Source organism: Stenotrophomonas sp., assembly GCF_035634915.1.
Lineage (GTDB): Bacteria > Pseudomonadota > Gammaproteobacteria > Xanthomonadales > Xanthomonadaceae > Stenotrophomonas.
The window spans coordinates 1-5,792 of the sequence record NZ_DASQCB010000027.1 but is presented as its reverse complement, the minus strand read 5'-3'; the positions used below and the strand labels follow the sequence as shown (position 1 = coordinate 5,792).

Genomic DNA, 5,792 nt, shown 5'->3' with positions numbered 1-5,792 from the left:
GGGTGCGCGAAGCCGCCCTGGCGCACGCAGAAAAACAACACGCCCGCAAGGTCGCGTAAGGGGAATCACGATGAGCAAAACATACTGGCCGTTATACGAAGTTTTTGTCCGCAGCAAACAGGGGCTGTCCCACCGTCACGTCGGCAGCCTGCACGCTGCCGACGATCGCATGGCGCTGGAGAACGCTCGCGACGCTTACACCCGCCGCAGCGAAGGCTGCTCCATCTGGGTGGTGAAGGCGAGCGAAATCGTCGCCTCGCAGCCGGAAGAGCGCGGTGAGTTTTTCGATCCGGCGGAGAGCAAGGTCTACCGTCACCCGACTTTCTACACCATCCCTGATGGCATCGAGCACATGTGAGGTCGGGGATGAAAACGTTAACGAACTATGTTCTGCGCCTGGGTGATAACGGCCTGGTGCTTTCCCAGCGTCTGGGGGCCTGGTGTGGCCATGCCCCGGAGCTGGAGATCGATCTCGCGCTGGCCAATATCGGCCTCGACCTGCTGGGCCAGGCGCGCAACTTCTTAACCTACGCCGCCGAGCTGGAAGGCGAGGGCGACGAAGAGACGCTGGCCTTCCAGCGCGACGAACGCCAGTTCAGCAACCTGCTGCTGGTGGAACAGCCGAACGGCAACTTCGCCGACACCATCGCCCGTCAGTATTTTATCGACGCCTGGCACGTGGCGCTGTTCACCCGTCTGACTCACAGCCGCGATGCGCAGCTTGCCGCCATCGCCGCCAAATCCATTAAAGAGGCCCGCTACCACCTGCGCTTCAGCCGCGGCTGGCTGGAACGCCTCGGTAACGGCACCGCCGTCTCCGCACAGAAGATGCAGCAGGCGGTCAACGACCTGTGGCGCTTCACCGCCGAGCTGTTCGAGGCCGACGAGATTGACTTGGGCCTGGTGGCCGAGGGTATCGCCGTCGATCCACGCAGCCTGTGCGAAGAGTGGGAAGCGGAAGTCTTTGCCGGACTGAACGCGGCGACGCTGAGGGTGCCCGAGGAAGCGGCCTACCGTAGCGGCGGCCGCAAAGGGCTGCACACTGAACATCTGGGACCGATGCTGGCAGAGATGCAGTATCTGCAGCGCGTCTATCCCGGGCAGCAGTGGTAACGCAGGAGAGCACTATGCAACATGCCGTCGAACTCGCACCCGCCGCCGTCCCGCAGATCTGGTCTTTGTTAAGCCAGATCCCGGACCCGGAGATCCCGGTGCTGACCATTACCGATCTGGGCATGGTGCGCAGCGTTACCCCGCAGGGTGAAGGCTGGGCTATCGGCTTTACGCCGACCTACTCCGGCTGTCCGGCTACCGACCATCTGATGGGGGCGATCCGCGACACCCTGACCGCCCACGGCTATGCCCCGGTGCAGATCACCATCCAGCTCGACCCGGCGTGGACCACCGACTGGATGACCCCGGACGCCCGGGAGCGTCTGCGCCAGTACGGCATCAGCCCTCCGGCCGGCCACAGCTGCCATGCGCATCTGCCCGCCGAGGTGACCTGTCCGCGCTGCGCCAGCACCCGTACCACGATGATCAGTGAATTTGGTTCCACGGCCTGCAAAGCGCTTTACCGCTGCGACAGCTGCCGGGAACCCTTCGACTATTTCAAATGTATCTGAGGTCGCCATGACAACGTTTCATTCCTTAACGGTGGCAAAAGTGGAACCCGAAACCCGCGATGCGGTGACCATCACCTTCGCGGTTCCCCAGGCTTTGCAGGAGGCGTATCGCTTCCGTCCGGGCCAGCATCTGACCCTGAAAGCCCATCTCGCGGGCGAAGAGCTGCGCCGCTGCTACTCTATCTGCCGCAGCGTTCAGCCGGGCGAGATCAGCGTGGCGGTGAAAGCTATCGACGGCGGCCGCTTCTCGCGCTATGCCCGGGATGAGATCAAACAGGGGATGGCGCTGGAGGTGATGGTGCCCCAGGGCCACTTTGGCTATCAGCCGCTGGCTGAGCGGGAAGGCTGCTACCTGGCGATTGCCGCCGGTTCCGGCATCACCCCGATGTTGGCCATCATCTCCAGCACCCTGAAAACCGAACCCAACAGCCAGTTCACCCTGATTTACGGCAACCGCAGCAGCCAGAGCATGATGTTCCGCCAGGCGCTGGCCGATCTGAAGGACAGCTACCCGACCCGCCTGCAGGTGGTCAATATCTTCAGCCAGGAGACGCTGGACAGCGAGCTGCTGCACGGCCGTATCGACGGCGAAAAACTGCAGGCGCTCGGGAAACACCTCATCGACTTCAGCCAGTTTGACGAAGCCTTTATCTGCGGCCCGGCGGCGATGATGGACGACGCCGAGCAGGCGCTGAAAGCGCTGGGCATGCCGGAAAAATCGCTGCATCTGGAACGCTTCAATACCCCGGGCACCAGCGTGAAACGCGCCCACAGCGTGCAGGTAGAAGGGCAGAAAGTGACCGTGCGCCAGGACGGACGCGACCGCGAGATCACCCTCACCGCCGATGACGAAAGCATTCTTGATGCCGCATTGCGTCAGGGGGCGGATCTGCCGTACGCCTGTAAAGGCGGGGTTTGCGCTACCTGCAAATGCAAAGTGGTGCGCGGAAAGGTGGACATGGTCACCAACTACAGCCTCGAGCCGGACGAACTGGCGGCGGGCTACGTTCTGAGCTGCCAGGCCCTGCCGCTGACCCGCGACGTGGTGGTGGACTTTGACGCGAAGGGGATGGCATGAGCGACCTGATTGTCACCCGTCAGGGGCGGGTACTGCTCCTGACCCTCAACCGCCCGGCGGCCCGCAACGCCCTTAACAATGCGTTGCTGAGCGAGCTGGCGACCACGCTGGAAGCCGCGGCAACCGATAGCGAGGTTTCGGTGTGCGTGATCGCCGGCAACGAGCGTTTCTTTGCTGCCGGGGCCGATCTCAATGAGATGGCCGAAAAAGATCTGTCCGCCACCCTCAACGACATTCGTCCCCAGCTGTGGGCGCGGATCAACGCTTTCAGCAAACCGCTGATTGCCGCCGTCAACGGCTACGCGCTGGGCGCGGGCTGCGAGCTGGCGCTGCTGTGCGATGTAACGATCGCCGGGGAGAACGCCCGCTTTGGCCTGCCCGAAATCACTTTAGGCATTATGCCGGGCGCGGGCGGCACTCAACGCCTGATCCGCAGCGTCGGCAAATCGCTGGCCAGCAAAATGGTGCTGACTGGCGACAGCATCACCGCCCGGCAGGCGCTGGCCGCCGGACTGGTGAGCGACCTTTATCCCGAATCCCTGACCCTGGAATATGCCCTCCAGCAGGCCGCGCTGATGGCGCGCCACTCGCCGCTGGCGCTGCAGGCGGCGAAGCAGGCGTTACGCCAGTCCCAGGAAGTGGCCCTGCAGGCCGGGCTGGCCCAGGAGCGTCAGCTGTTTACCCTGCTGGCGGCCACCGAGGATCGCCGGGAAGGGATCGACGCCTTCCTGCAAAAACGCACCCCCGAATTTAAAGGACGCTAACCATGGATTTCATTCTGAGTCACGTTGAGCAGGGCGTCATGACGATCACCCTGAACCGCCCGGAGCGTCTCAACAGCTTTAACGAGGAGATGCATCAGCAGCTTGCCGGGTGCCTCAAGCAGGCCGAGCGCGACGACAGCGTGCGTTGCCTGCTGGTGACCGGGGCCGGACGCGGATTTTGCGCCGGGCAGGATCTCAACGACCGCAACGTCGACCCGAACAGTCCCGCGCCCGATCTGGGGATGTCGGTGGAAAAATTCTACAACCCGCTGGTTAAGCGCCTGGCAAAACTGCCGAAGCCGGTGATCTGCGCGGTTAACGGCGTCGCCGCCGGAGCCGGTGCCACGCTGGCGCTGGGCTGCGACATCGTCATTGCCGCCCGTTCGGTAAACTTTGTGATGGCCTTCAGCAAGCTCGGTCTGGTGCCGGACTCCGGCGGGACCTGGCTGCTGCCGCGCCTGACCGGCCGCGCCCGGGCAATGGGCCTGGCCCTGCTGGGAGAGAAGATCAGCGCCGAGCAGGCTCACGCCTGGGGGATGATCTGGCAGGTGGTGGAGGACGCCGAGCTGACCGACACCGCCCGCCAGCTGGCCGTGCACCTGGCCTCGCAGCCGACCTTTGGCCTGGGGCTCATCAAGCAGGCAATCAACGCCGCCGAAACCAACACCCTCGAGGCCCAGCTGGATCTGGAGCGCGACTATCAGCGCCTGGCCGGACGCAGCGCCGACTACCGCGAGGGCGTCAGCGCCTTCCTCAACAAACGCGCGCCGCAGTTTACGGGGAAATAAGATGACGACAATTCATACCGTGGCGGTGATAGGCAGCGGCATCATGGGAGCCGGGATCGCCGAAGTGGCGGCCAGCCACGGGCATCCGGTGCTGGTATATGACATCAATGCCGACGCGATTTCCCGCGCCATCGACGGGATCCGCACTCGTCTCGAATCCCGCGTGGCGCGTAGCAAGCTGAGCGCGCAGGACTGCGAGCAGACGCTCCAGCGTCTGATCCCGGTGACCGATATTCATGCCCTGGCGGCGGCCGACCTGGTTATCGAAGCCGCCTCTGAGCAGATGGCGGTCAAAAAAGCGCTCTTTGCCGAACTGGCGGAGATCTGCCCGGCTAAGACGCTGCTGACCAGCAATACCTCTTCTATCTCCATTACCGCCATTGCCGCCGATGTGAAACACCCCGAGCGCGTGGCCGGGCTGCACTTCTTTAACCCGGCCCCGGTGATGAAGCTGGTGGAAGTGGTGAGCGGGCTGGCGACCTCCGGTGAAGTGGTGGAACAGCTGAGCGAGCTGGCGGTGAACTGGGGTAAACAGCCGGTGCGCTGCCAGTCCACCCCGGGCTTTATCGTTAACCGCGTGGCACGTCCGTACTACGCCGAAGCCTGGCGCGCGCTGGAAGAGCAGGTTGCCGCCCCGGAAGTTATCGACGCCGCGCTGCGCGACGGCGCGGGCTTCCCGATGGGGCCGCTGGAGCTGACCGACATGATCGGCCAGGACGTCAACTTCGCCGTCACCTGTTCGGTATTTAACGCCTTCTGGCAGGAGCGCCGCTTCCTGCCGTCGCTGGTGCAGCAGGAGCTGGTGCTGGCCGGGCGCTTCGGCAAGAAGAGCGGCCAGGGTGTCTACAACTGGCGCAGCGAGAAGCCCGCCGTTAACTGGCTGGAGACCGTTGGCGACACGTACAGCGCCATGAGCGTGCAGCGAAAAAGTGACGGTGTCACCGAAATCGACGGCCTGCTGCTGATCGAAACCCAGGGCGAGACCGCCCAGGCGCTGGCGAACCGTTACGGTCAGCCGGTGGTGGTCGTGGATCGACAGGAAGGGGATGTGGCCATCATTGCCCCGGCGGCCAGCAACCCGGCCTGCGCCACCCTGAAAGCGGTCTGGTACCTGCAGCAGCAGGGCAAGCGCGTCCTGCAGGTGGCGGATTATCCCGGCCTGCTGATCTGGCGCACGGTGGCGATGATCGTCAACGAAGCCCTCGACGCCCTGCAAAAAGGGGTCGCCAGCGAACAGGATATCGATACCGCCATGCGCCTCGGGGTGAACTACCCGCGCGGCCCGCTGGCCTGGGGAGAGCAGCTTGGCTGGCAGCGTCTGCTGATCCTGCTTGAAAACCTGCAACGCCACTACGGCGAAGAACGCTATCGCCCGTCATCCCTGCTGCGCCAGCGCGCGCTTCTGGAGAGTAGCTATGAGTCATAACGCCTGGCGCAACGCCCGCGCCATGTATGAAAACGATGCCTGCGCCCAGGCCTATGGCATCGACATTATTGAGATGGATGAGGGCATGGCAATACTGACCATGACCGTCAC

The 5,792-nt window shown here is 63.8% G+C and carries 7 protein-coding genes; all 7 read left to right on the top strand.

Annotated features, from left to right (window positions below):
• Positions 1 to 70 precede the first annotated feature (70 nt).
• Genes paaB through paaH form a run of 7 tightly spaced genes read left to right on the top strand, consistent with a single transcriptional unit; the run spans position 71 to position 5,681 of the window.
• Complete coding sequence (paaB, locus tag VER16_RS19375) at positions 71 to 358, top strand: 1,2-phenylacetyl-CoA epoxidase subunit PaaB (RefSeq protein WP_032611057.1); 288 nt, start codon at positions 71 to 73, stop codon at positions 356 to 358.
• 8 nt (positions 359 to 366) lie between these two features.
• Complete coding sequence (paaC, locus tag VER16_RS19370; RefSeq protein ID WP_324810949.1) at positions 367 to 1,113, top strand: 1,2-phenylacetyl-CoA epoxidase subunit PaaC; 747 nt, start codon at positions 367 to 369, stop codon at positions 1,111 to 1,113.
• A 14-nt stretch (positions 1,114 to 1,127) separates the two neighbouring features.
• Positions 1,128 to 1,625: a 1,2-phenylacetyl-CoA epoxidase subunit PaaD gene (gene paaD / locus VER16_RS19365; RefSeq protein ID WP_324810947.1), complete on the top strand. Its 498-nt coding sequence runs from the start codon at positions 1,128 to 1,130 to the stop codon at positions 1,623 to 1,625.
• Between the two features lie 7 nt (positions 1,626 to 1,632).
• Entirely contained in the window at positions 1,633 to 2,703 is a 1,071-nt protein-coding gene (paaE, locus tag VER16_RS19360) for a 1,2-phenylacetyl-CoA epoxidase subunit PaaE (protein WP_324810945.1), read from the top strand.
• The gene (gene paaF / locus VER16_RS19355; RefSeq protein ID WP_324810943.1) at positions 2,700 to 3,467 is read left to right on the top strand and encodes a 2,3-dehydroadipyl-CoA hydratase PaaF; all 768 of its coding nucleotides are present in this window, start codon (positions 2,700 to 2,702) and stop codon (positions 3,465 to 3,467) included. Before paaE ends, paaF begins: the two co-directional genes overlap by 4 nt.
• 2 nt (positions 3,468 to 3,469) lie before the next feature.
• On the top strand, positions 3,470 to 4,255 hold the full coding sequence (gene paaG, locus VER16_RS19350; protein ID WP_324810941.1) for a 2-(1,2-epoxy-1,2-dihydrophenyl)acetyl-CoA isomerase PaaG: 786 nt from the start codon (positions 3,470 to 3,472) through the stop codon (positions 4,253 to 4,255).
• 1 nt (position 4,256) lies between these two features.
• On the top strand, positions 4,257 to 5,681 hold the full coding sequence (gene paaH, locus VER16_RS19345) for a 3-hydroxyacyl-CoA dehydrogenase PaaH (protein ID WP_324810939.1): 1,425 nt from the start codon (positions 4,257 to 4,259) through the stop codon (positions 5,679 to 5,681).
• Positions 5,682 to 5,792 lie beyond the last annotated feature (111 nt).

What these genes read in the sequence shown, in the direction of transcription:
- paaB (WP_032611057.1), top strand. Translation starts at nt 71, where the DNA reads ATGAGCAAAACATACTGGCCGTTATACGAAGTTTTTGTCCGCAGCAAA.
- paaC (WP_324810949.1), top strand. Translation starts at nt 367, where the DNA reads ATGAAAACGTTAACGAACTATGTTCTGCGCCTGGGTGATAACGGCCTG.
- paaD (WP_324810947.1), top strand. Translation starts at nt 1,128, where the DNA reads ATGCAACATGCCGTCGAACTCGCACCCGCCGCCGTCCCGCAGATCTGG.
- paaE (WP_324810945.1), top strand. Translation starts at nt 1,633, where the DNA reads ATGACAACGTTTCATTCCTTAACGGTGGCAAAAGTGGAACCCGAAACC.
- paaF (WP_324810943.1), top strand. Translation starts at nt 2,700, where the DNA reads ATGAGCGACCTGATTGTCACCCGTCAGGGGCGGGTACTGCTCCTGACC.
- paaG (WP_324810941.1), top strand. Translation starts at nt 3,470, where the DNA reads ATGGATTTCATTCTGAGTCACGTTGAGCAGGGCGTCATGACGATCACC.
- paaH (WP_324810939.1), top strand. Translation starts at nt 4,257, where the DNA reads ATGACGACAATTCATACCGTGGCGGTGATAGGCAGCGGCATCATGGGA.